This is a genomic window from Bacillus sp. FSL M8-0350, from assembly GCF_038593345.1.
Classification (GTDB): domain Bacteria; phylum Bacillota; class Bacilli; order Bacillales; family Bacillaceae; genus Bacillus; species Bacillus safensis.
In genome coordinates this window covers 170,680-193,720 of the sequence record NZ_CP151985.1, presented here as the reverse complement: position 1 = coordinate 193,720, position 23,041 = coordinate 170,680, and the positions used below count along the sequence as shown (strand labels likewise).

20 protein-coding genes, 7 tRNA genes and 1 rRNA gene are annotated in these 23,041 nt (G+C 43.1%); 6 read left to right on the top strand and 22 right to left on the bottom strand.

Annotated features, from left to right (window positions below):
• Nucleotides 1–21 precede the first annotated feature (21 nt).
• The 17 genes from NSS80_RS01110 to NSS80_RS01030 all read right to left on the bottom strand — a co-directional run bounded on the left by NSS80_RS01110 (nucleotide 22) and on the right by NSS80_RS01030 (nucleotide 11,901).
• On the bottom strand, nucleotides 22–786 hold the full coding sequence (locus tag NSS80_RS01110; RefSeq protein WP_041115355.1) for an ABC transporter permease subunit: 765 nt from the start codon (nucleotides 784–786) through the stop codon (nucleotides 22–24).
• The gene (locus NSS80_RS01105) at nucleotides 783–1,700 is read right to left on the bottom strand and encodes an ABC transporter ATP-binding protein (RefSeq protein WP_041115357.1); all 918 of its coding nucleotides are present in this window, start codon (nucleotides 1,698–1,700) and stop codon (nucleotides 783–785) included. Before NSS80_RS01105 ends, NSS80_RS01110 begins: the two co-directional genes overlap by 4 nt.
• Before the next feature lie 14 nt (nucleotides 1,701–1,714).
• The gene (locus tag NSS80_RS01100) at nucleotides 1,715–1,906 is read right to left on the bottom strand and encodes a PLD nuclease N-terminal domain-containing protein (protein WP_041115359.1); all 192 of its coding nucleotides are present in this window, start codon (nucleotides 1,904–1,906) and stop codon (nucleotides 1,715–1,717) included.
• A gap of 162 nt (nucleotides 1,907–2,068) precedes the next feature.
• Nucleotides 2,069–2,425: a DUF2200 domain-containing protein gene (locus NSS80_RS01095; RefSeq protein WP_041115361.1), complete on the bottom strand. Its 357-nt coding sequence runs from the start codon at nucleotides 2,423–2,425 to the stop codon at nucleotides 2,069–2,071.
• On the bottom strand, nucleotides 2,412–2,699 hold the full coding sequence (locus tag NSS80_RS01090; protein WP_157840121.1) for a hypothetical protein: 288 nt from the start codon (nucleotides 2,697–2,699) through the stop codon (nucleotides 2,412–2,414). Before NSS80_RS01090 ends, NSS80_RS01095 begins: the two co-directional genes overlap by 14 nt.
• A gap of 134 nt (nucleotides 2,700–2,833) precedes the next feature.
• Nucleotides 2,834–4,636, bottom strand: coding sequence for a glutamine--fructose-6-phosphate transaminase (isomerizing) (glmS, locus tag NSS80_RS01085; RefSeq protein ID WP_007498541.1), 1,803 nt, complete (start codon nucleotides 4,634–4,636; stop codon nucleotides 2,834–2,836).
• 575 nt (nucleotides 4,637–5,211) lie between these two features.
• On the bottom strand, nucleotides 5,212–6,558 hold the full coding sequence (glmM, locus tag NSS80_RS01080) for a phosphoglucosamine mutase (protein WP_034284242.1): 1,347 nt from the start codon (nucleotides 6,556–6,558) through the stop codon (nucleotides 5,212–5,214).
• A 25-nt stretch (nucleotides 6,559–6,583) separates the two neighbouring features.
• Nucleotides 6,584–8,011 carry a YbbR-like domain-containing protein gene (locus NSS80_RS01075; protein WP_041115364.1) on the bottom strand — a complete coding sequence of 476 codons (1,428 nt, stop codon included), beginning with the start codon at nucleotides 8,009–8,011 and terminating at the stop codon, nucleotides 6,584–6,586.
• The gene (gene cdaA, locus NSS80_RS01070) at nucleotides 8,004–8,825 is read right to left on the bottom strand and encodes a diadenylate cyclase CdaA (protein ID WP_008344027.1); all 822 of its coding nucleotides are present in this window, start codon (nucleotides 8,823–8,825) and stop codon (nucleotides 8,004–8,006) included. Before cdaA ends, NSS80_RS01075 begins: the two co-directional genes overlap by 8 nt.
• Nucleotides 8,826–9,042: 217 nt before the next feature.
• Nucleotides 9,043–9,669, bottom strand: a complete 627-nt coding sequence (rsiW, locus tag NSS80_RS01065; RefSeq protein WP_024424448.1) for an anti-sigma-W factor RsiW — start codon at nucleotides 9,667–9,669, stop codon at nucleotides 9,043–9,045.
• A gap of 14 nt (nucleotides 9,670–9,683) precedes the next feature.
• Nucleotides 9,684–10,247 carry an RNA polymerase sigma factor SigW gene (sigW, locus tag NSS80_RS01060; RefSeq protein WP_024424449.1) on the bottom strand — a complete coding sequence of 188 codons (564 nt, stop codon included), beginning with the start codon at nucleotides 10,245–10,247 and terminating at the stop codon, nucleotides 9,684–9,686.
• A gap of 184 nt (nucleotides 10,248–10,431) precedes the next feature.
• Nucleotides 10,432–11,343, bottom strand: coding sequence for an arginase (rocF, locus tag NSS80_RS01055; protein WP_024424450.1), 912 nt, complete (start codon nucleotides 11,341–11,343; stop codon nucleotides 10,432–10,434).
• A gap of 136 nt (nucleotides 11,344–11,479) precedes the next feature.
• Nucleotides 11,480–11,551, bottom strand: a tRNA-Gln gene (locus NSS80_RS01050).
• Nucleotides 11,552–11,555: 4 nt separating this feature from the next.
• A tRNA-Tyr gene (locus NSS80_RS01045) sits at nucleotides 11,556–11,640 on the bottom strand.
• 28 nt (nucleotides 11,641–11,668) lie between these two features.
• Nucleotides 11,669–11,741 (bottom strand) — tRNA-Thr (locus NSS80_RS01040).
• Between the two features lie 3 nt (nucleotides 11,742–11,744).
• Nucleotides 11,745–11,820: transfer RNA gene (locus NSS80_RS01035), tRNA-Val, on the bottom strand.
• A 6-nt stretch (nucleotides 11,821–11,826) separates the two neighbouring features.
• Nucleotides 11,827–11,901, bottom strand: a tRNA-Glu gene (locus NSS80_RS01030).
• 220 nt (nucleotides 11,902–12,121) lie between these two features.
• Between NSS80_RS01030 and murQ the strand changes: the two genes are divergently transcribed.
• Genes murQ through NSS80_RS01000 form a run of 6 tightly spaced genes read left to right on the top strand, consistent with a single transcriptional unit; the run spans nucleotide 12,122 to nucleotide 19,851 of the window.
• Entirely contained in the window at nucleotides 12,122–13,033 is a 912-nt protein-coding gene (murQ, locus tag NSS80_RS01025) for an N-acetylmuramic acid 6-phosphate etherase (protein WP_041115366.1), read from the top strand.
• A gap of 14 nt (nucleotides 13,034–13,047) precedes the next feature.
• A complete protein-coding gene (locus tag NSS80_RS01020; protein WP_041106088.1) occupies nucleotides 13,048–13,917 on the top strand; it encodes a MurR/RpiR family transcriptional regulator in 870 nt (289 codons plus the stop codon).
• Entirely contained in the window at nucleotides 13,914–15,293 is a 1,380-nt protein-coding gene (locus NSS80_RS01015) for a PTS transporter subunit EIIC (RefSeq protein ID WP_041115368.1), read from the top strand. Before NSS80_RS01020 ends, NSS80_RS01015 begins: the two co-directional genes overlap by 4 nt.
• A gap of 13 nt (nucleotides 15,294–15,306) precedes the next feature.
• A complete protein-coding gene (pbp4b, locus tag NSS80_RS01010; RefSeq protein ID WP_041115370.1) occupies nucleotides 15,307–16,662 on the top strand; it encodes a penicillin binding protein PBP4B in 1,356 nt (451 codons plus the stop codon).
• Between the two features lie 13 nt (nucleotides 16,663–16,675).
• The gene (locus NSS80_RS01005) at nucleotides 16,676–18,595 is read left to right on the top strand and encodes a glycoside hydrolase family 3 protein (RefSeq protein WP_041115372.1); all 1,920 of its coding nucleotides are present in this window, start codon (nucleotides 16,676–16,678) and stop codon (nucleotides 18,593–18,595) included.
• 11 nt (nucleotides 18,596–18,606) lie between these two features.
• The gene (locus NSS80_RS01000) at nucleotides 18,607–19,851 is read left to right on the top strand and encodes a DUF1343 domain-containing protein (protein ID WP_317222263.1); all 1,245 of its coding nucleotides are present in this window, start codon (nucleotides 18,607–18,609) and stop codon (nucleotides 19,849–19,851) included.
• 43 nt (nucleotides 19,852–19,894) lie between these two features.
• On the opposite strand, the gene NSS80_RS00995 is transcribed toward NSS80_RS01000, so the two are convergent.
• The 5 genes from NSS80_RS00995 to rrf all read right to left on the bottom strand — a co-directional run bounded on the left by NSS80_RS00995 (nucleotide 19,895) and on the right by rrf (nucleotide 23,024).
• On the bottom strand, nucleotides 19,895–20,860 hold the full coding sequence (locus tag NSS80_RS00995; RefSeq protein ID WP_041115375.1) for a bile acid:sodium symporter family protein: 966 nt from the start codon (nucleotides 20,858–20,860) through the stop codon (nucleotides 19,895–19,897).
• A gap of 62 nt (nucleotides 20,861–20,922) precedes the next feature.
• Complete coding sequence (locus NSS80_RS00990) at nucleotides 20,923–22,362, bottom strand: SulP family inorganic anion transporter (protein ID WP_041115377.1); 1,440 nt, start codon at nucleotides 22,360–22,362, stop codon at nucleotides 20,923–20,925.
• A gap of 355 nt (nucleotides 22,363–22,717) precedes the next feature.
• Nucleotides 22,718–22,790: transfer RNA gene (locus NSS80_RS00985), tRNA-Thr, on the bottom strand.
• 1 nt (nucleotide 22,791) lies between these two features.
• Nucleotides 22,792–22,866, bottom strand: a tRNA-Asn gene (locus NSS80_RS00980).
• Nucleotides 22,867–22,908: 42 nt separating this feature from the next.
• Nucleotides 22,909–23,024 (bottom strand): 5S ribosomal RNA (gene rrf, locus NSS80_RS00975).
• Nucleotides 23,025–23,041: the final 17 nt, after the last annotated feature.

Below are 23,041 nucleotides of genomic sequence, written 5' to 3'. Positions count from 1 at the left end.
AGAAACAATCGCAACAGCCTGCTATAATTCCTGTTTTCTAAAAAGAAACCATCCGATGAGAAAAAAGAAAACAATCAATACCGATACACCTAGAAAACTTGTAAATGCCTGATCCGAATAAGTCCCCTTATGAATCACCTCTTCGGCTGCACTTGTCACGCCTTTAGGCGCAAACTTCCCTAATGTCTCTTCATAAAATGAAGGGACGGTAAACAGAATAAGGTTGATCAAAAGCGACACACCGCCAGCTGTGACAGAACGTTGAAAGAACGCCGAAGCACAAATGGTCGATACCACAATCAGCAATAAATTTGGATAATAAAGAAGTGTTCCTTTTAACACATTGACCCAATCCACATGACCAAATTGAATGTCCACATAATAAACAGAAGCAAGCACCGCCACCACCAGACTAAACAAAGTCAAACAGGCATAGGCGCATATTTTCGAGACATAGTAACTCGTTCGACTGATCGGTTTCACCATAATCATCGCGGTTACTCCAGAGGCACGCTCTCCAGCGATCGTCCCCATCACGATCATAATCAGGATAAACACACCTAGCGAATCAAATTTACTCAATGCACTCGCCAAAGCCTCTCCTGCACTAGGCTCTGGTATGTAAAATGTAGATCCTTCAGGTAAATTAGCTGATTTCGATAGAAGATCCGGCAGCATTTTGAGCGTAATAGGCTGCGTAATCATTAAAATCGTAAAAATGATTGGCACAAACAACATTTTATAACTAGTGAATAACTCCCTAAATTCCTTTTTCAACATCATCATGCATTCACAACCTTCATGAAAATATCTTCAAGCGTCAGCTTAGATAGTCGATAATGGAGGAGAACACCGCCAGATTCAGTGATGAGACGAGGCAGCTCCTTCAATGCTATTTGTTGATTGTTCACTCGCACCTGATAAGCATCTCCTGTCTCAAAGCATTCCTCCACCCAATCCCGCTCCTTTAACAAAGCCAATAATTTCGTATCCTGTTGTTCTAATTGAAATTCAATCACTGGCTGGATATAGTCTTCTTTGATCTGTTTCATGGAAGAAGACATCTCAATTTTGCCACTGTTGATCATGATAATATGATCTGCCACACGTTCAATGTCATCTAAAATATGGGTCGACATAAAGATTAACATCTCTTGTTTCAGACGCTCGATCAATGTCAGAACGTCTTTTCTCCCCATGGGATCAAGTGCAGACACAGGTTCATCCAAGATGAGAACCTTCGGGCTGTTGATAAGCGCTTGCGCAATGGCAAGCCTCTGCTTCATGCCTCCGCTATAGCTGCCAATGGCACGATCCTTCGCCTCATATATGCGGCAAAGCTTCAACAGCTCCTCTGTTTTGGAGCGAATGATTTTTTTCTCTAAATGAAATAACCCGCCAACCCAATGCATCCACTCCTGCCCCGTCATATCCTGATAAAATGCAGGATGCTGCGGACAATACCCAATCACATGACTGATTTGATCCATGTCCTTTGTGACATCCAAACCAGCCACCTTCACGACCCCAGAAGTAGGACGAGCAAGCCCCGTCAAAATCCGGATCGTCGTTGTCTTCCCCGCTCCATTGGCTCCTAAAAAACCGACACATCCAACCTCCCCAACAGAAAACGAGACATCTTTTAACACTTCATGCCGTCCATACGATTTCGTCAGCCCGTGACACTCCAACATATTCAAGCGAATCCCCCCTACTAAGATTGTTTACGACCAAAAATGAAATACGCAATAGGGCCGGCACTGGCCACAAACACAATCACCAAAGCCCAAACCCACTTCAACTCTCCTCTGATTCTCGATGGATCTCTTTTCAGCAAATCGAACAAACCAATCACCATCAAAATCGCTTGCAGCAAAATAAGAGGTAGTATCATCTTCATATCCATCCACGCCACTCCCTTTTCAAACACCAATTTATTTTGATATCACTTCTTTTGACGACATGAAGAGGGGATTCGTTCAAACGGATTTTATTTTTATCGATCGATTGATCTATAAGATATAAAAAAGCCCAGTGAAGGTTAGTTCATTGGGCTTGCTTGTTATTCTCATGATGAACCTCGCAAAATCTTCTCCATCGTCTTTCCTTTCGCTAACTCATCAATCAGCTTATCTAGATAACGAATATTTTTCATGGTTTCTTCCTCAATGTCCTCTACCCGTACACCACAGATGACTCCTTTGATTAAACTACGGGAAGGATGAAGCTCAGGAGCCTCAGCAAAAAAAGTTTCAATGTCTATCTGTTTATCTACCTGTTCCTCCAGCTCTTCTGGACTGTAGCCTGTTAACCAACAAATAATCGTATCGACTTCAGCTTTCGTTTTTCCCTTTCTCTCTGCCTTTGCGATATAGAGAGGATATACTTTTGCAAAACTCATTGTGTAAAGTTTATGTTTGGTCATTTGTTTTTCTCTCTTTCTTTATAAAATATTCAAGCTGTATGGCCTTCTCTATATGCTGCTCTCTTAGTATGCCTATTCTCTTTTTATTACCTGCATCTTTTTTGAAAGATCTATATTTATGAAATTGAACGAAACAGAATCCTAGAAATACACAAACCGGTCCTTCGATGGTAGCAGGACCGCCAATCAACAAATAAGAGCTTATAAACAATGCGATATAAACGATGAAGAAAAAAACAATTCCCCGTTTTTCCTTATTTAAATATTCACTCATAATGAACCCGCTCCCTTGAAAATATACGATTTTATCGAATCTATCTTTCATTTTATTCAGCTCTTTAGACACAAAAATACCCCTTTAGACAATTATATCTAAAGGGGTATCAAAAATCCGATTTTATTTAAAACCTACTCCACCGTCACACTCTTCGCAAGGTTACGTGGTTTATCCACATCACACCCGCGGTGAAGGGCTGCGTAGTAAGCGATCAGCTGTAATGGGACAACAGATGCAAGTGGTGCAAGTGCTGGGTGTACAGCTGGAAGGACGAAACGGTCGCCTTCGTCTTCTAGGCCTTTTAGTGAGATGACACATGGGTTTGCTCCGCGTGCAACGACTTCTTTGACGTTACCGCGAATGCTAAGGTTCACGTGCTCTTGTGTTGCAAGGGCAATGACCGGTGTGCCTTCTTCAATTAAAGCAATTGTGCCGTGTTTGAGTTCTCCGCCAGCAAAGCCTTCTGCTTGGATGTAAGAGATCTCTTTTAGTTTTAATGAACCTTCAAGGCACACATAGTAGTCAAGTCCTCTTCCGATAAAGAATGCGTTACGTGTCACTGTGAAGAAGTCACGAGCGATTTGTTCCATTTCATCCTTTTGATCGACAAGGGCTTCCATTGCGTTTGCTACAATACCAAGCTCTTTGACAAGATCAAAGTCAAGAGATTGACCGTTTAATTCAGCTGCAACTGATGCAAGGATTGCAAGTACAGCGATTTGTGCTGTGTAGGCTTTTGTTGAAGCCACTGCGATTTCTGGTCCTGCATGAAGAAGCAATGTGAAGTCCGCTTCACGAGAAAGCGTAGATCCTGGTACGTTTGTGATCGTTAATGCTTTATGACCAAGTTCTTTGACTTGAACAAGTACAGCACGGCTGTCCGCAGTCTCTCCAGATTGAGAAAGGAAGATGAACAACGGCTTTTTCGATAGAAGCGGCATGTTGTAAGAGAATTCACTTGCTACATGGACTTCTACAGGTACTTTTGCCCAGTCTTCAATGTATTGTTTACCGACAAGTCCAGCATGGTAGCTCGTTCCGCAAGCCACAATGTAAATGCGGTCTGCTTCTGCTACTGCGCTTGCGATATCGCCAGCGACTGACAGTTTGCCGTTTTCGTCTTGATATTCTTGGATGATTTTGCGCATAACAAGCGGCTGTTCATCCGTTTCTTTTAACATGTAGTGAGGATATGTGCCTTTCTCAATGTCGCTTGCATCAAGCTCAGCGATATAAGAAGGACGTGTCATGATATCACCGTCAAGGTTTTTAATAATAACCTCGTCTTTAGTAACAATGACCATTTCTTTATCCATTAATTCCGCATATTCGTTTGTTACTTGAAGCATCGCCATTGCGTCAGAAGCCACAACGTTGAAATCTTCGCCGAAACCAACCAATAATGGGCTTTTGTTTTTCGCCACATAGATTGTTTCTTTGTTTTCGTTATCGAAAAGAGCAATTGCGTAAGAGCCTTTTAGTTGAAGAAGCGTTTGACGGAAAGCTTCTTCTGTATCAAGACCTCTGTTTACAAATTGTTCGATGACTTGAACAACAACCTCTGTATCTGTGTCGCTTTTTAGTGTGACGTCTTGTAAATATTCGCGTGTCAATTGTACATAGTTCTCGATGACACCGTTATGAACAAGCGTAAAACGGCCAGAAGCACTTTGATGCGGATGCGCATTTAGATGGCTTGGTACACCGTGAGTTGCCCAGCGTGTATGTCCGATTCCTGCTGAAGATGCCACGTTTGCATCCACGACTTCACGAAGCTCAGCGATACGTCCTTTTTCTTTGAACACATGCACGCCATCTTCGTTTGCCACAGCGATACCTGCTGAATCATACCCGCGGTACTCAAGCTTCTCTAAACCTTTTAATAAGATTTCCTTCGCATCATTCTGACCAATATAACCTACGATTCCACACATAAATATTCTTCCTCCCGATCATGTGAAAGGGACAAAGAAAGCCTACTAAAATAGAAGGGACATTTCTTCGTCCCTCTCTACATGTTTAATTTGGGAGATCATGTGTATTCCCTTTGTACAAAGAGTCACCTCTTTGCTTTAAAGAAACACTTACGGCTGTGATCTCTTTTTTTGATCAGCCGGGAGGCATCCGCCGAAAATTCGATAACCTCCATCCTCGTCAACTAAGCATCTTTCGTCCGATCGCTTAGTTCGGGCGCTATAATTATAAGAGAGTTTCTGAACATCTACCCTGCCTTTCCTGATAGAATAAAAATCCAGTAACACAAGGATGATTGTACTATAAGGTCTGACCTCCGTCAATCACAATGTGCGGGTGATCCCCTTCATTTGAGAAAGTGAGACCTCCATACACTATATGCGATGAGGCTTGTCTCGTTCTACCTTTGATGTGCTCTCCTATGTATGAAGACAGCGGCAAATTGCCCTCGCTTATAAGATTCGTACAAATCCATCCATTTATGTCGCTTATTCGAAAAAAAAGCAAACCGCTGTTAGCGATTTGCTTTCATCTATTACTCAATACCCATTTCTTCTTTCACAACAGCTGTAATTCGAGCCACATATTCATTACACAGCTCTTTTGTTTTCGCCTCTGCCATGACACGTACAAGCGGCTCTGTTCCAGATGGACGAACAAGAATGCGGCCGTCACCATTCATCTCTTTTTCGACCTCTTGGATCACCGCTTTTACTTTTTCATTTTCTTCTACTTTATATTTATCAGACACTTTCACATTCACTAATAGCTGCGGGAACTTTTCCATTTCCGCTGCAAGCTCTGATAATGTTTTCCCTGTCGCTTTGAGCGTATTCACAAGCATGATCGCAGAAAGCATGCCATCACCTGTCGTATTGTAATCAAGGAAAATCAAATGGCCTGACTGCTCACCGCCGACATTATAGCCGTCCTTTTTCATCGCTTCGACCACATAGCGGTCACCAACAGCTGTTTGAATGCTCTTAATGCCTTGTTTCTCAAGCGCTTTATAGAAACCAAGGTTACTCATGACCGTTGACACGACGGTGTCATCCTTTAACCGGCCTTCATCCTTCAAATAACGTGCACATATGTACATAATTTGATCGCCGTCTACGATATCACCTTTTTCATCGACTGCAATTAAACGGTCACCGTCACCATCAAACGCAAGACCAATATCTGCACCCTTCTCCTTCACAAAAGCAGAAAGTGCCTCTGGATGAGTGGAACCTACACCATCATTGATATTCAATCCGTTTGGAGATGTTCCCATTGTGGACACATCAGCATCTAAATCTGCAAATAAATGTGTCGCTAGAGAAGAGGTTGCACCGTGTGCACAGTCAAGCGCCACGTGAATACCTGTAAAATCCTCGTCCGCTGTCTGCTTTAAGAATTGCAGGTATTTCTGACCGCCTTCAAAGTAGTCGTTCACCGTTCCAAGATCGGCTCCAACCGGGCGTGGTAATTGATCGACTGGCTGATCCATCAGCTGCTCAATTTCGTTTTCCTGTTCATCTGACAGCTTAAAGCCGTCACCTCCGAAGAATTTAATGCCGTTGTCTTGAACTGGATTGTGTGAAGCAGAAATCATGACACCCGCTTCAGCATCCATTGCCTTCGTTAAATAAGACACACCAGGAGTTGAGATCACACCTAGACGCATCACTTCAGCTCCAATTGAAAGTAAGCCTGCAACAAGCGCTCCTTCTAACATATGACCAGATACACGTGTGTCTCGACCAACGAGTACCTTTGGACGTTCTTTATCCTTCGTGAGCACATAGCCGCCAAATCTCCCAACCTTAAATGCGAGCTCTGGCGTTAATTCGCTATTCGCTACACCCCTTACACCATCAGTTCCAAAGTACTTGCCCATGTTTCAATCGCTCCTTTTTTACCATTCAAGAGGACGCTTCGTCCTCTTTTTTATCTTCTTTGACCCGCTGTCTTTGACTCGATTCTTTCTTTGCTTTATCTTGCGTGGATTCTTCTTTACTCTTCTCACCCTGATCATCGTCATCAGTTGATGGATCTTGTTGATCTTTTTGATTCTTCCGATCATTCGTCGAAGCCGGCTGATCCTCTGTATCAGTAGAAGTGAGTTTCACTTTGACCTTTGATCTCGATAATGTCCAAGTCACATTTTGAGGACCATTCACTTGAACTTTGACCTCATGGGTTCCTTCGTTCAAGTCCCCTGCATTGATATAGGCTTCAACATCTGAAGCCTTTAGTTTATCAATCGCACTCTTTGATCCCTTTGCTGTTAACGTGAGCCGTCCAGAAGAGGGGCTCACAAAATCAGAAGTGAGATCCTTGCTCAAACCCACGACAGAAATCGGTACATTATCGATCTTTTTTTCTTCAGCTGTTGCAACCTTCACTTTGATCTTAACGGTTTCGGGTGATACCTTTTTCACACCATCTGGCAGGGGAATTTCGGCATCAATCTCCGTATCATCTTTGATCTTGCTTAAGTCCAGCTTGACGCCATCAATAAAATCAAGGGCATCCAGCACCTTTTGAGAGCCGTACACTGTGACCTCACTCGGGCTTGTCTCAATGCTTGAGATGCTGATCCCTTCTGGCAAGCTGCCCGTCCGCTCAATTTTAAAAGGAACCTTTTTGCTTGGACTAGAGATTGGGACCGTAATATCCACCACGGACGGACTTACTTCAACTGGCAGCTCATTCCCGCTGCTATCATACACAGTGAGCTTCGCCTCTTTTTCAATTTGCTGATCGACATCCTCTAAGTTCACAAAAGCTTTAATGACAGAAATTTTGTCGATGACGTCCTTTGATCCAGTAACTGTGACCTTTTTCGGATTCACAATGGGCTGTTCAGGTGAATAGCCGTCTTTGATTTTATTTTGATTATAAAACTCGGTTTCAACAGGAAATTCAGCTGTCGTTTTTTCTTGTATCGTCACAGTCGTCACAGATGGATTAATCGATAGTGTGAGTCCCTTCGATACATCTCTTGCCTTCAGCTCCACTTTATGTGTACCTGTCGATAAGTTCTGCATGTCTGCGTAAATTTCAAAATTCTTTGTTTGTCTTGCTGTTTTCACAGCACTAGTTGATCCTTTAATCGTGACATTGACTGTCTGCGGCACACCAGTGACGACGTATTTCTCGTCATCATAATACGCTTTAACAGGAATGTCGGTTAAAGTTGCTTCATCTGTCGTCGATGTTGGGAAAAAGGATTCACCGATTTTTTTCGGCGTGGGCGCTTGCGCTGAATTGACTGCACCATACAGCAATAAAGCGAAGACCAATGCAAGAAGCTTAACGGCCCAGCGATTATTCAAAATCTTATCCATTTTTCTTGCCCCTCCAATACCATTTGGTCGAGGAAGCATCTTTGCTGTTCTTACTAAATTCAGCAATCAGCATTTCTTCAAGCGCTTCTTCTGTCAATTCTCGGTGGAGATCACCATTCCTTGCGACAGAAATACCGCCAGTTTCCTCAGAAACGATGACAGTTAAGCTGTCTGTCACTTCACTAATTCCGACTGCAGCCCTATGACGCGTCCCAAGCTCCTTAGAGATAAAAGGACTTTCTGACAGCGGTAAATAGCAAGCTGCAGCTGCAATCTCATCCCGCTTCATAATGACAGCACCGTCATGAAGCGGTGTATTCGGAATGAAAATATTAATGAGCAGCTCTGAACTCACCTTTGCATTCAAAGGAATTCCTGTCTCTATGTAATCATTCATTCCGGTATCGCGCTCAATTGTCAGCAGCGCGCCGATTCTGCGTTTCGCCATATAGTTAATTGCTTTTGTAATTGCCTCGATCGTTTTCTGCTGCTGTTCCTCTACAGGTGTCCCGCTTCTTGAGAAGAAACGGCCGCGCCCAAGCTGCTCAAGCGCTCTCCTTAGCTCTGGCTGAAAAATAATAATGATCGCAAGGAATCCCCACGTAATCGCTTGATCCATCAGCCATTGAAGTGTGTTAAGACCGAGATACGCACTTCCCATCCTGACGAGAACAATGACCACAATTCCCTTTAAAAGCTGAACCGCTTTTGTTCCGCGGATGACCATCATTAATTTATATATCACATACCAAACAACGAGAATATCAACAGCATTACCGAGGTACTGCAAAAAAGGAATATCCCCTAAAGCCATTTCCTCGTCCTCCAGAATTTTCAGTTATTCTTCGTTTGATGCATTTTTTAATAAAAAAAGAGCCTATGTATCAATACATAGCGTGGCTATTATACCACATTTTGTTTCAGCAAGGAAAATAGTTGCCATATCTGGCTGACTTGCTAGTATGCTTGAATCTCAGCAATGTATAGAAAAAGAGCAGCCCCCCTTAGAGACTGCTCTTAAACCGCTTGAGTTACTTTTGCTCCTCTGGACCAATGACCCGCATCACGTTTTGTGCTGTTGATTTCATTTTGTACCAGATCCAATCAAATACTTCATTAATTTCATTAATTTGACCAGTGACTTGTCCGGCAGAAGCAGTCAACTGTTCCCCATTGACGACGGTGACATTTCCATCAACCTTGCCTTCTACAATCAGCTTGCCATTTTTGACAGTGACATCACCCTTTACGGTTTCCCCTTTAGGTACGGTCACTGTATCATTTTCAACGACGAGATTCGGCTGCTTTGACACACTGAAATTATGATCGGTATTCCAGCTCGTAAACAGACTGCCTCCCATTAAAATGAGAAAGAGGGCAGCGGCTACCATCAGCGGGTGAGCTTTGATCCATCTTTGAACCGACACACGCTTTTTCTCCTTTGGAAGACCTGCCATCACCTTTGCAGTGAAATCAGATGGTGCTTCTATATGAGATGTACTCTGCACTAGCGCGATGGATTTCTCAATTTGTTGAAAATGAGTACGGCACTCCTCACACGATTGCAGATGGCTTTTTAATTCTTTTTCGTCTTGGGGCTCAATGTCCCCGTCTAAATACTGATGCATAAGCTGGACGATTCTATCCTGACAGCTCATCAAAATCACCTCACTCAAAGGTCTCTCAACTGTTTCCGGAGAGCCTCTCTACCCCTGTGTATTCTCGTTTTCACCGTACCAACTGGTATATTCAGAATCTCACTAATTTCTTTTAACGAGAGTTCATCAATATACTTTAATACGATGACCGAACGATATTTGTCGGGTAATCTTAAAATTTTTTGCTGAATGGTACTCGATAATTCAAGAGACACCACCTCATCCTCTGGCAAAATGCCATCAGCAGCAATTTGAGAATACATATTTAATCCTTCTGTTCCTGCCACCTCTGCATCTAAATAATAATCCGGCTTTTTTTTGCGAATACGGTCGATGGTCAGGTTGGTTGCAATGCGGTACAGCCACGTGGAAAACTTGCGATTCACATCAAAGCTTTCGATATTCACATAAGCACGAATAAACGCCTCCTGCGCAATATCCTCCGCTTCATGTGCATTCCCAAGCATACGGTAGCACAGCTGATAAATTTTGTCTTTATACAGGTCTACGATGTCTGCAAATGCGTTCTGGTCGCCTTTTTTCACTTGCTTAATTCTCTTTTTAATCATTGTGTCCATAGTATATTCAACCTCTGCCTTCACCGGTCTTTATGTATACGAACCTCTTTCCAAAAGGTTTCATTCTCCTCTAAAAAATAGTGTAACAAATTTTTGACAGTGTGTTACGCTTATCAACCGGTAAAAACCTTAACATATCCTTAAATTTTCCCAAAACAAAAAAAGAACGGGAACAAGTCCCGCTCTACAATAGCTTTTCACCCATTAATGAACCAATTAACGCAACTGCCGCTTCTGCGGTTTTGTTTTTCTCATCTAAAACCGGGTTTACTTCAACAAATTCAGCAGACGTTAAAATACCCGCCTCCTCTAAAAGCTCCATTGCGAGATGACTCTCCCGGTAACTAATGCCGCCTGCTACCGGAGTACCTACACCAGGGCATTCCGCTGGATCTAATCCATCTAAATCAAGCGACAGATGGACACCATCGGTTCTCTCCTTTAGATACGCAATCGCTTCCTCCATCACCCTTGTCATCCCTAAACGATCAATTTCATGCATCGTATACACTTTAATGCCTTTCTCTCGAATCAATGCCCGCTCTCCTTCATCTAAAGATCGAGCACCAATTATAACGACATTTTCAGGCTTCAATTTAGGCGAATAACCGCCAATGTTCGTTAAATCAGCATGCCCAAAACCGAGACTGACAGCAAGCGGCATGCCATGAATATTTCCAGAAGGAGAGGTTTCCTCCGTATTCAAATCCCCGTGTGCATCATACCAAATGACCCCTAAGTTTTCATAATGCTTGGCTACCCCAGCAAGTGTGCCAATCGCAATGCTGTGATCACCGCCTAAAATGAGCGGAAACGAACCAGATTGCACAATACTGTCAACCTTCTCAGCAAGCAGCTGATTTGCCCCAGCATTCTCCGTCAAATTTTTCAGCTTTTCACTTGTATATAAACCTTTCTCATCATCTCTTTGTTCAACTGGAATATCTCCAAGATCCTCTACATCAAATGAGAGCGTTTCCAATTTTTCTTTTACGCCTGCACAACGAATCGCACTCGGGCCCATATCGACGCCCCTTCTCGTTTGACCCAAGTCCATTGGAACTCCAATAATCGTGACCTTCTTTTGCTCTCCCATATGTACATCCCCTTTCCGTTCATGCTTATATTTTACTTTCTTGATGCCTTCTGACTCAACTCGACAACATTTTGAATAGTTATACAGTCCCTCTGCCAACATAAAAAAAGACACCTTTTTCAAAAAGGTGTCTTAACTGGGCTAGCTGGATTCGAACCAACGCATGACGGAGTCAAAGTCCGTTGCCTTACCGCTTGGCTATAGCCCAAAAATGGTGGAGGGGGACGGATTCGAACCGCCGAACCCGGAGGGAGCGGATTTACAGTCCGCCGCGTTTAGCCACTTCGCTACCCCTCCACATATGGAATTGATAAAGAAAAAACAGTGCCGGCAAGAGGACTTGAACCCCCAACCTACTGATTACAAGTCAGTTGCTCTACCAGTTGAGCTACACCGGCATATGGTGGAGGATGACGGGCTCGAACCGCCGACCCTCTGCTTGTAAGGCAGATGCTCTCCCAGCTGAGCTAATCCTCCACATCATGGTGACCCGTACGGGATTCGAACCCGTGTTACCGCCGTGAAAGGGCGGTGTCTTAACCGCTTGACCAACGGGCCAGTTTGTCAAGTTTGTTGTTTCCGTGAAGCTGACAAAAGTTATTATATACAGGTTGTCCCCCTTTTGTAAAGGGGATTTTTATTTTTTTTATTTTCTAACTATTTACTCCCTATTCGTTCAACAATTTGACTGAAATATAATTTCAATATTCAAATATAATATTGAAATTTCATATCATACTCAATATACTGAAAATGAAGAAATAAGGAGGTATGTCACATGCAGCCATCTCAACTGCGTTCTTTGACAACAGAATCAAGAAACCCAAACACAATGGGAATTTCTCAAGCAGATCCGCTTGAAATACTCCAGATGATCAATGAAGAAGATATGAAGGTCGCTCAAGCAGTCAACCTTGTACTTCCACATGTCAAAACAGCAAGTGACTTTGCTTATGAATCCATCTCAAATGGAGGCAGACTCATTTATTTAGGCGCCGGAACAAGCGGCAGAATTGGCGTAATGGATGCTGTCGAATGTCCCCCAACCTATAGCGTCTCACCTGATGTCATTGTAGGCATCATGGCAGGCGGAGACTCAGCCTTTTCTCAAGCTGCCGAAGATGTGGAAGACAGTGAAGAAGCCGGCAAACAGGATTTAGTACACATCCACCTGACATCAAAAGATACAGTCGTCGGTATTGCCGCAAGCGGCAGGACACCTTATATCATCGGCGCTTTAAACTATGCAAAGTCAATTGGAGCTAAAACAGTAGCACTCAGCTGCAATGAACAAGCAGAAATTAGCGAGCTTGCAGATTGCGCCATTGAGGTCATTGTAGGACCAGAAGCCATCACTGGGTCAACAAGAATGAAAGCAGCATCCGCTCATAAAATGATTTTAAATATGCTTTCCACGTCTGTCATGATTAGACAAGGCAAAGTATATGAAAATCTGATGGTTGATGTAAAAGTCAGCAATCATAAATTAAAAGAACGCGCCATCACCATCATTCAACATGTGACAAACGCTTCCTACGAACAAGCCGTGAAGACTCTTGAAGCAGCAGACTTAGAAGTCAAAACGGCCATCGTCATGCTCCAAACAAACACAGACAAGAAAACAGCCAAAGATTTACTCAACAAAACGAATGGCCACATCGACAAAGCGATCTCACGTTATCAATCCTAAAGGAGGCAGAGCTCATGTCAGCAGGTGGACTTACCCTACTACACACAATCAAATCAAAGCTTCCACAATCTGAAAAAATCATTGCAGACTATATCCTTGCCCATCCTGACAAAGTCATTAAAAGTACAGTACACGAAATCAGTCAGGCAGCCGGCGCAAGCAGCTCTGCAGTCATCCGTCTTTGTAAATCTCTCGGGCTGGATGGCTATCACGATTTAAAAATGCGGATCGCTGGAGACTTGATGCATGACGATAAACAAGGCTACAGAGATATCGAACAAGATGAACCGCTTCAATCCATTATTCAAAAAACAGCAGGAAACTCAATTCAATCGATCAAGGACACCGCTTCTATTTTAAATCCAGAAGCTTTAGAAAAGGCTGTTCAATTACTGCTGCATGCAAATCAAATTCATTTTATCGGAGTTGGTGCATCTGGCATCGTCGCAGCTGATGCCCAGCAGAAATTTCTCAGAATTAACTATGCAGCGACAGCCTTCACTGACATGCACATTGCATCTACGGTCATTGCAAATGCGGGAGAGAATGACATTGTGTTTGGTATCTCCTTTTCAGGAGAAACGTTAGACATCATTCAAGCCCTTCAGCTTGCAAAAGACAACCAAGTGAAAACCATTGCTTTAACACATCCAGGTCATACAAGCGTTTCTGCTTTATGTGATGTTCACCTATCGACGTCCGGTTCCAATGAAGCACCTTTTCGCAGTGCTGCCACTTCCTCTAGAATGGCACAGCTCTACTTAATTGATGTCTTGTTCCTCAGTTTAGCTTCTCGTCAATATGAAGAGACAGCGCAATATATTGACAAGACAAGGCATGCCATCCGCTCCATGAAACGAAAATCAAAGGGGGATTCAACATGAGTCATCAAAAGAAATATCAGCAGTTGGCGAAAGATATTCTTTCACTCTGTGGTGGTTCTGAAAATATCTCTTCCCATACACATTGTATGACAAGGCTCCGAATTACACCGATCGACAATGAAAAAGTTCACATCACAGCAATCAAAGAACTCGATGGCGTCATTGGCGTCGTCGAAGCAGAAACGCTTCAAATCATTTTAGGCACTGGCGTTGTCAACCAAGTATCAAGTGCGTTTGAAGAGCTGCTAAATGCCTCTGGCTCTTATGATTTAAACAACGAAGCACAAAAAAACAAGCAAGCCATTTCACAAAAGAACCGCACACCGTTCAAGCTGTTCTTACGGCGGATTGCCAGCATTTTCATTCCAATTATTCCTGCACTTGTCGCATCAGGTCTGATTACCGGGATAACAAAAGCAATCGTGCAAGCAGGCTGGCTTGACGAAAAATCTCAAGCTGCGATTATTTTAACGGTTATCGGTTCTGGACTTTTCGCTTATCTCGGGATATTAGTCGGAACAAATGCCGCAAAGGAATTTGGAGGCTCTCCTGCATTAGGCGCATTAGCTGGTATCCTCATTATTAACCCAGCCTCCGCAGACATTATGTTATTTGGCACAAATATTCTACCAGGCAGAGGCGGACTCATCGGTGTTCTTCTAGCCGCCATCTTTATGGCACTTGTGGAAACCCGAATTAGACGCTTCGTCCCGCAATCACTTGATATCATCGTCACACCAACCATCACACTACTCATTACAGGCATTTTCACGTACGTTGTCTTCATGCCAGTCGGCGGATTTATATCTGATGCCATCACCTCAGGACTGACTTATCTATTGAATATGGGCGGAATTTTCGCAGGATTTGTTCTTGGTGCTACCTTCCTCCCACTTGTTGTAACAGGACTTCACCAAGGGCTGACACCGATTCATATGGAACTCATCAATTCAATTGGAGATGACCCGCTTCTGCCAATTCTCGCTATGGGCGGTGCAGGACAGGTCGGCGCTGCATTCGCCATTTATATGAAAACAAAAAAGAAAAAGCTCAAAAGAGCCATCGCTGGCGGACTTCCTTCAGGGATGCTGGGCATTGGCGAACCACTCATTTTCGGTGTCACACTCCCGCTGGGACGACCATTTCTCACCGCTTGTCTTGGTGCAGGAATCGGCGGCGCATTTCAAGCCTACTTCCAAATTGCGACGAAAGCCATCGGGGTATCCGGTCTTCCATTAACCTTTATTGTTCACACACATCAAATGCTTCTTTACTTAATTGGACTATTTATCGCATATGTTGCTGGATTTTTCTTCACATACTTATTTGGATTTCATGATGATATGGCTGTTGAATTCGAGGATCACAATCAATAAGGAGGTCTAGACCTTGAAGAAATGTTTTCTTTTGATCACATGTCTGTTCATGCTCCTTGGGTTACCAGTACAAACATTTGCAACTAGCTCCCATCCTGTATCGTCTTTGTCTAAAACAGCACCTGAAGAATATCCCGTTTTAAAAAAAGCAAAACGACCGGAACAAGTAGGATTTTCTTCCAGGCAGCTGAGGAAGGTTGATCAAATGATTCAAAATGACATCAAAGCAGGATTTCCAGGAGCCGCTCTCATCATTATCAAGGACGGAAGAATCGTCCATCAAAAAGCCTATGGCTACCGGCAAAAATACGATGGCACAACAGAGCTCAAATCGTATAAAAAAATGAAAAAGGACACACTATTCGATTTGGCATCCAATACAAAAATGTATGCGACCAACTATGCCCTGCAAAAGCTTGTCTACGAGAAAAAACTTGATGTCAACGAAAAAATACAGACCATCCTTCCAGATTTTCAGGATGAACCTGATGCAAAAGTAACCGGTAAAGACCAGCTCAGGGTAAAAGATCTTCTCACCCATTCTGCGGGTCTCCCTTCCAGTGTCTTATTTTATAGCAAAGAATCAGCTGGCTCTTTTTATTCTCAAGACAGAAAAACAACGATGAAATGGCTGCCAAAGGTACCGCTGCAATACAAGCCAGGTACCCAGCACATTTATAGTGACATTGATTACATGCTGCTAGGCATGATCATCGAGAAGAAAACAGGCATGCCTCTTGATCAATATGTCGAGTCAACGATTTATCGGCCGCTAGGTCTCAAACATACAATGTTCAATCCACTGCAAAAAGGGTTCAAGCCGAAGCATTTTGCAGCAACTGAACGTTTAGGCAATTCACGAGACGGTATCATCGATTTTGAAAACATCCGACGGTACACCCTGCTAGGTGAAGTACATGACGAGAAAGCATATTACTCAATGGCAGGTATCTCCGGCCACGCTGGTCTTTTCTCGAATACCTCAGATATGGCCGTGCTGCTTCAGCTGATGCTTAATAAAGGAGGCTATGGAAAAACAACCATCTTTGATCAGGCTTCTATCGATCTCTTTACAGACTCATCTGATACGAACCCAACTTACGGGCTAGGCTGGCGAAAAAACGGTCATACTGACATGGAATGGATGTTTGGAAAATATGCAAGTAACGAAGCCTATGGGCATACTGGCTGGACCGGCACCATGACGTTGATTGATCCTAAACACAATTTAGGTGTCGTGTTGCTGACGAATAAGAAACATTCACCCGTTGTTTCACCAGAAACAAATCCTAATCAATTTGAAGGTGACCTGTTCCCAACTGGTACTTATGGAAGCATCATGACCGCAATCTACGAATCTTTTCAGTAAAAGGAGGAATTCGATGTTGAAAGCTCTCTTTCCCGCTGCACTGGTTTTAGCCCTGCTAACCTCTTCCATTCCAACGGAAAAGGTTAGCTCTGCCTCTCTGCCAACCGCTAAACAAATGGTTCAAGACATGTCACTGGATGAAAAGATAGGTCAAATGCTCATGCCGGACTTTCGCAATTGGCAAACAAAAGATGAATCCGCACCTACAGGCTTCACAAAGATGAATAACGAAGTATCTCACCTAGTAGAAAAATATCATCTAGGCGGTGTCATCTTATTTGCCGAGAATGTCGTTGATACAAAACAAACCGTGAAACTAACCCATGAATTTCAAAAAGCATCACCAAACATTCCTTTACTCATTTCCATTGATCAAGAAGGCGGAATCGTTACAAGGTTACAAAAGGGAACACATTTCCCAGGAAATATGTCGATTGGTGCCTCTAGAAGCAAAAAAAATGCATATGACACAGGAAAAATCATCGGAAAAGAATTAAACGCCTTAGGCATCAATACAAACTTCTCTCCTGTGCTTGATGTGAATAATAACCCAAACAACCCCGTCATTGGTGTCCGTTCCTTTAGCTCTGATCCTGCTCTTGTCTCTAGACTTGGCCTTCAAACCATGAAAGGACTTCAAAAGGAAAAGACCATTTCCACACTAAAACATTTCCCGGGACATGGTGATACAGCCGTCGATAGTCACTACGGCTTGCCACTCGTAGAGCATGACCTAGATCGTTTAAAAAAGGTTGAGCTGTATCCGTTCCAACAAGCGATCAATGCTGGTGCAGATATGGTCATGACCGCTCATGTGCAATTTCCTGCCATTGATGACACAACGTATCGAAGCAAAAAAGATGGCGAGGACATCATGGTTCCAGCAACCTTATCAAAAAAAGTCATCACACACTTATTAAAAGAAGAGATGGGCTTTCAAGGTGTTGTTGTGACAGACGCTCTAAACATGAAAGCGATTGCAGATAATTTCGGACAGGAAGAAGCCGTCGTGATGGCCATTAAGGCAGGTGTCGACATCGCTCTCATGCCAGCACCAGTCACCTCGTTAAAAACAGAGAAAAACCTAGAGAATGTATTCAATGCTGTCAAACAAGCGATTTTAAAGAAAGAGATTCCGATGTCGCAGATCAACGAATCTGTCGAAAAAATTCTTCAATTGAAAATCAAACGCGGCATTATTTCCTCCAAAAAACCAATCAGTCTTGAGAAAAAAATCAAAAAAGCCACTCAAGTCGTTGGGAAAAAGTCGCACCTTAAAGCAGAACAAAAAATGGCACGTGAAGGGATCACCCTGCTTAAAAACAACAAAAAAACCTTACCTTTCAAGCCTAAAAAGAATGACAAAATCGTGGTCATGGCACCTTACGAAGATCAGACAAAAGCAATGTCTGTCACAGTCGAATCTCTCATGAAACAAAAAAAGATCAAACCTGTACGCATCCAGTCATATGCTTTTGCGGATAAAACGTTCACCAAAGATACAGCCAAACTGATTCAAGTAGCTGACTATGTCATCACTGGCTCTTACGTTGTCCAAAATGATCCAGCAGTGAATGATGGCGTAATTGATGACAATGTCCAGGATCCGAAAAAATGGGCAACCGCCTTCCCTCGTGCTGTCATGAAAGAAGCAGCAGCACAAAACAAAAAAATGGTCATCATGAGTCTTAGAAATCCTTATGATGCGGCAAATTTTGAAGAAGCCGATGCCTTACTAGCTGTGTACGGTTTTAAAGGCTACTCAAACGGACAATTCAATCAGCCAAATATTCCTGCTGGACTAGAAGTGATATTTGGAGCTGCATCACCTAAAGGGAAACTGCCAGTTGATATCCCATCTGTCACTCATCCAAATCAAACCCTTTACCCATTCGGCTATGGCCTCAACTTGAAAGGGAAACAGATCAAATAGGAGGGATTCTCTTGAAGAAAACAGTCAGTTTCATACTCGCAAGCTTTCTCATGATGAGCACATTGACCGCTGCCTCTCCCGCAGAAGAACGAACAGTCACAAAAGGGAAAAAAGCATCAGTCAAAACAGGGATCGAAACACTACTCTCAAGCAATCTTTCATGGCTAGAAGGGAAAAGAATTGGTCTCATTACAAACCCGACTGGCATCGATGCAAATATGAAAAGCAGTGTCGATCTCCTATTTGAACATCCAAATATCAAGCTCACTGCTTTATATGGACCTGAACACGGCGTACGCGGCGATGCACAAGCAGGAGAAGGCGTCGAATCCTATACCGATGAAAAAACAGGGCTTCCTGTTTACTCTCTTTATGGAAAAACAAGAAAACCAACTTCTGAAATGCTGAAAAATGTAGATGTCCTGCTGTTTGATATTCAAGACGTTGGTACTCGTTATTACACCTATATTTACACGATGGCCTATGCGATGGAAGCCGCTAAGGAAAACAACATTCCCTTTGTTGTCCTAGACCGCCCAAATCCCATTGGCGGACTAAAAGGAGAAGGACCTGTTTTAGAGCCTGAACACGCCTCATTTGTAGGGCTCTATCCCATCCCATTAAGACATGGAATGACCACTGGTGAACTTGCAAAACTGTTTAACAAAGAGTTTCATATCAATGCTGATGTAACAGTCATCAAAATGAAAAATTGGAAGCGGTCCATGACATTCGATGATACAAAGCTGCCGTTCGTCCTTCCTTCTCCTAACATGCCAACAGTAGATAGTACCTTTGTATATCCTGCCACAGGATTAATTGAAGGCACAAATGTCTCTGAAGGCAGAGGAACGACAAAACCATTCGAGCTCATTGGTGCACCATATATCAATAGCAGCGAGCTGGCAGATCATTTAAATCAGCTAAAACTAAAAGGCGTTCAATTTAGACCTGTGTCATTCACCCCCACATTTTCTAAACATGCCGGTACACTATCTCATGGTGTGCAGTTATATGTCACAGACCGCTCATCCTTCGAAGCGGTGAAAACGGGGTTATCCATCATCAAAGCAATACATGATTTATACCCTAATGACTTTGAGTTCCTTCAAACAGGCAGCTTTGACAAACTCATCGGGAATGGCTGGATGAAAGAAGAAATCAATAAAGGAACTTCCGTCAAACATATGATGAAACGCTATCATCACGACCTCAAAACATTCGAAAAGAAACGAAAAAAATATCTCATCTATTAAGATCACAGAAAAAACCTCCATCTATCAAAGGATGGAGGTTTTTTCATGAGAAAGATTTGGTCACAGCAGGTGCTTTCAGCTCAAAACGATTGAGTAAGAAACCAAACAAGGCAGCAAGCACTTGCTGAAACAGCATGCCAATCACCACAGGAACAGCGACAGCAGGCGGGAAAAAGCTAATGGCAAGCACAGCCCCCGCACTAATGTTCCTCATACCGCCTGTATACACGATAGCCACAATCTCTCCTTGAGTACATTTCATCGTCTTTCCAATCAACCATGCAAACGCATATCCGCTCATCGCAATGAGAAACACAGTCGCTGCCTTGCTAAAAAATGCGGCATCCAGTTCACGCAAGTATGGCGCAACAACAGAACTGTTAATCGACACCACTACAAACAAGCCTATTTTTGAAAAAGGTGACAGTGTCTGACTAATCATTTTTGTCACAGCAGGCTTTGCATATTGACGAACGAGCATCCCTAAAATAGATGGAAGCACCACCATCCCAAACAGCCCTTTCATGATCGCGACCATGTCCATATGAACCTGTGTACCGGCCAAAAGTGACAAACTGGCTGGCACTATCAATGGCGAAAGCAATGTATCAATTAAAATAATGGATAACGTTAACCCAACATTCCCCTTATACATTGCCGCCCATATTAAACTAGAAACTCCTGTGGGAATCACCATTGCAAGTGTCAAACCGGTGATCGTCATAGCATCACCCGCAAATATGAGATGTCCCGCTGACCAAGCATAAAGAGGCATCAACACGTGCAAAATCATAAACGATAAAATCAAAGGCAATGGGTGCATCACTGTATGCTTTAAAGCCGAAAAAGTAGAAGACAAACTCCCTGCAAAGGTCATAACAGCAAATACCCATGGCACTAAAAACGTAAAATCCTTTAAATAGGCCGCCAATAAAACACCGAGTAACACACTAAAAGGTGTAATGAGCGGCATCATCCGGCCGAGTACTTGATTCAAACACACAAGCATGCCGGCCACCTCCATCCCTTCACTTTCTTACCTTTTCTATTGTAACAGACAGAAAGGCCTTTTTAAGAACCACTCACCTGTTTCATAAGCTTTTGACTTGATGTATCCATTCCAACTACGTCCACCTGGACGCCATTTGCTTGATACCTTTCCTTTATACGTTCTATCGCTGATACACCTGATTCATCCCATATACGTGCTTCAGACAAATCAATCACAACAGATTGGAGTTCTTTCCCCTGATGGAAAGCTTGGATCAAGTCAGTGACAGAAGCAAAGAAAATTTGTCCTTTAACTCGATATTCCCAAGTACCTGTCTGGCTTTCTTTAGACGTAATATGAAGCTTCGATATCTTTGCGACAAAGAATACCGCACTAAGCAGTACACCTGCGAAAACGCCTTTTGATAAATCATGAGTCAACACCACCGTCACGACCGTGACAACCATCACAATAGAATCTGTTTTCGGATTCTTTTTTAGCTGCTGAAAAGAACTCCAATCAAATGTGCCAATGGAAACCATGAACATCACAGCCACAAGAGCAGCCATCGGAATTTGAACCACAACATCACCTAGTACAAAAATCAGCACCATTAAAAAAGCACCCGCTACAAAGGTAGAAAGCCGGCCTCGTCCTCCTGCCTTCGTATTAATCACAGATTGGCCAATCATCGCACAACCAGCCATACCTCCAAAGAATCCCGCAACCACATTGGCAATCCCTTGACCTCTCGCTTCCTTGTTCTTATTACTAGACGTCTCTGTCATATCATCGACAATCTGTGCGGTTAAAAGAGACTCAAGTAAACCAACCATCGCAAGTGCTAAAGAATAAGGAAAAATGATAGCAAGTGTTTCCCAGCTAAACGGAACTTGAGGAATCAGAAAAACAGGCAAAGAACTAGGAAGTTCCCCCATATCTCCAACTGTTCTAACATCAATATGTCCAAATACAGCCAATATCGTCATTACAATAATGGCAATGAGTGGGGAAGGTATCACCTTTATCACCATAGGCAATAAATAAATGATCAGCAGGGCACCACCTGTCATCATATACATGGCTAATGATTCCCCAACGAAATGTGGAAGCTGAGCCATGAAGATCATAATAGCCAACGCATTGACAAAGCCAACCATGACGGACCTCGGAATAAATTTCATCAAACGAGACACTCGGCACAATCCGAACACAATTTGAATCAACCCCGTCAAAATCGTAGCTGCAAACAAATATTGCAACCCATGATCAGCAACCAAGTGAACCATGACGAGAGCCATAGCCCCTGTTGCAGCCGAAATCATGCCTGGGCGTCCACCAACAAACGAAATCACAATCGCAATACAAAAAGATGCATACAACCCAACCTTCGGATCAACGCCCGCAATAATCGAAAACGCAATGGCTTCAGGAATTAAAGCCAGTGCGACTAATATACCCGCAAGAACGTCCTGACGTACATGTCCAAACCATTCTTGCTTTGCAAATAAATCTTTCAAACCATCTACTCCTTTTTATATACATTCCGTACATGGAAAAAGAAGATCAACTATACCTGGAGATGAAGAAAGGAAAAACAAACGATACTTCACTTTCGGGGGAAAAGAGGAACGTACAGAGTCTTTTGATATAGCGGATATCACTTTAGTAAGAATAAAAGAAAGAGACTGAAGAATCAAGAACAAAAAGAAGGAGATAAGTAAAAAAGCGATGCAACAATGCTGTGCAAGCCGTTTTATTCGCTTTCCTAAAGTCATCAGTCTATTGATCATCGAGCAATTTAATATATATGTAAACAAACAAAAAAAGCCTTCTCATCATCGAGAAACCTTGTCATATCAACATATAGAGGAAAGCTTCCAAGCGGGCTCGAACCGCTGACCTCTTCCTTACCATGGAAGTGCTCTACCTACTGAGCTATGGAAGCATGGCTCCGCAGGTAGGACTCGAACCTACGACCGATCGGTTAACAGCCGATAGCTCTACCACTGAGCTACTGCGGAATGATAAAGTAACTTCTTCCATTGGAAGGATATAAACAAAAAGCTTGGCGGCGTCCTACTCTCACAGGGGGAAACCCCCAACTACCATCGGCGCTGAAGAGCTTAACTTCCGTGTTCGGTATGGGAACGGGTGTGACCTCTTCGCTATCGCCACCAAACCTGATGGAGAGAATGT

Excerpts from the sequence above, each read along its gene's own strand:
- cdaA (WP_008344027.1), bottom strand. The coding sequence starts at position 8,825 with ATGGCTTTAGGGGATATTCCTTTTTTGCAGTACCTCGGTAATGCTGTT.
- NSS80_RS00995 (WP_041115375.1), bottom strand. The coding sequence starts at position 20,860 with ATGCTTGTGTGTTTGAATCAAGTACTCGGCCGGATGATGCCGCTCATT.
- NSS80_RS01100 (WP_041115359.1), bottom strand. The coding sequence starts at position 1,906 with ATGGATATGAAGATGATACTACCTCTTATTTTGCTGCAAGCGATTTTG.
- sigW (WP_024424449.1), bottom strand. The coding sequence starts at position 10,247 with ATGGACACAATGATTAAAAAGAGAATTAAGCAAGTGAAAAAAGGCGAC.
- glmS (WP_007498541.1), bottom strand. The coding sequence starts at position 4,636 with ATGTGTGGAATCGTAGGTTATATTGGTCAGAATGATGCGAAGGAAATC.
- glmM (WP_034284242.1), bottom strand. The coding sequence starts at position 6,558 with ATGGGCAAGTACTTTGGAACTGATGGTGTAAGGGGTGTAGCGAATAGC.
- rocF (WP_024424450.1), bottom strand. The coding sequence starts at position 11,343 with ATGGGAGAGCAAAAGAAGGTCACGATTATTGGAGTTCCAATGGACTTG.
- NSS80_RS01075 (WP_041115364.1), bottom strand. The coding sequence starts at position 8,011 with ATGGATAAGATTTTGAATAATCGCTGGGCCGTTAAGCTTCTTGCATTG.
- murQ (WP_041115366.1), top strand. The coding sequence starts at position 12,122 with ATGCAGCCATCTCAACTGCGTTCTTTGACAACAGAATCAAGAAACCCA.
- NSS80_RS01095 (WP_041115361.1), bottom strand. The coding sequence starts at position 2,425 with ATGACCAAACATAAACTTTACACAATGAGTTTTGCAAAAGTATATCCT.
- rsiW (WP_024424448.1), bottom strand. The coding sequence starts at position 9,669 with ATGAGCTGTCAGGATAGAATCGTCCAGCTTATGCATCAGTATTTAGAC.
- NSS80_RS01090 (WP_157840121.1), bottom strand. The coding sequence starts at position 2,699 with ATGAGTGAATATTTAAATAAGGAAAAACGGGGAATTGTTTTTTTCTTC.
- NSS80_RS01005 (WP_041115372.1), top strand. The coding sequence starts at position 16,676 with ATGTTGAAAGCTCTCTTTCCCGCTGCACTGGTTTTAGCCCTGCTAACC.
- NSS80_RS01015 (WP_041115368.1), top strand. The coding sequence starts at position 13,914 with ATGAGTCATCAAAAGAAATATCAGCAGTTGGCGAAAGATATTCTTTCA.
- NSS80_RS01020 (WP_041106088.1), top strand. The coding sequence starts at position 13,048 with ATGTCAGCAGGTGGACTTACCCTACTACACACAATCAAATCAAAGCTT.
- NSS80_RS01110 (WP_041115355.1), bottom strand. The coding sequence starts at position 786 with ATGATGATGTTGAAAAAGGAATTTAGGGAGTTATTCACTAGTTATAAA.